This window comes from Tenacibaculum sp. L6, assembly GCF_028823685.1.
In the GTDB taxonomy this organism is placed as follows: domain Bacteria; phylum Bacteroidota; class Bacteroidia; order Flavobacteriales; family Flavobacteriaceae; genus Polaribacter.
Genome location: NZ_JAPEHZ010000158.1, coordinates 1 through 914 on the forward strand (window position 1 = coordinate 1; position 914 = coordinate 914).

Consider the following 914-nt stretch of genomic DNA (forward strand, 5'->3'; position numbering starts at 1 on the left):
TATCGAGAACTAGCTACTACTTCTCGATACAATTTTCTTTTCAGCTATGTTGAACGAAAATCACTCGAAGTGACAGTCGTTATTTTTCTATGGAGTAGAACTAGAAACTTGTAATACTTTTCCGTTATAGTATTTGTTGCCTGTTAAAGTGAAATCAAAAATATAGTTAGCCATTTCTTTAGCTGATAAAGGTGCTTCATATCCAGGGAAAGCCTCTTCTAACATTTCTGTTTGTACAGCTCCTAAGGCTAATACATTAAAAGCTATTTGCTGTTCTTTATATTCTTCGGCTAATAATTCTGATAAAGTAATTACTGCACCTTTGGCAGAGCTATAAGCAGCTAGTCCAGGAAATTTCATGCTTCCTTGTATTCCGCCCATACTACTCACTGTTACTACATGACTTCCTTTTAGCATAAAGGGTAAAAGGTTTTTAGTTAATTCAGCAACTGCAAAAACATTTACTTTATAAACTTCTTCAAAATCTTTTGTAGTTAATTGTTCAAAAGGTTTGTTAATCAATTTTCCTGCATTATTGATAAGAATATCTACCTTTTTCCATTTTATTGAAACAAAATCAACTGCTTTTTTTATGTCATTTTCGTTAGATAAATCAACTGAAATAGTTGTAATATTAGAGTGATTTATTTGCTCTAAAGGTTTTGTGTTTCTTGATAGAGCTAAGACTTGATGCCCTTGATTAGCAAACTGCTGCGCTAATTCAAATCCAATACCTCTACTAGTTCCTGTGATAACAATATTCTTCATGTAATTGTCAAAATTTAAAAGGGCAAGCTACATAAAAATCACTAGATTTATTGCTTAATCATTCTTAAATTATTATGAAAAATGAAGTAGTTTATAAAAAATAAGAATGAATAAAAAATCCCGTTTCTTAATTATTTAGGAAACGG

1 protein-coding gene is annotated in these 914 nt (G+C 30.6%); it reads right to left on the reverse strand.

The annotated features are described in order from the left end of the window. Window positions 1-87 precede the first annotated feature (87 nt). Complete coding sequence (locus OU788_RS12475) at window positions 88-768, reverse strand: SDR family NAD(P)-dependent oxidoreductase (RefSeq protein WP_274635462.1); 681 nt, start codon at window positions 766-768, stop codon at window positions 88-90. Window positions 769-914 lie beyond the last annotated feature (146 nt).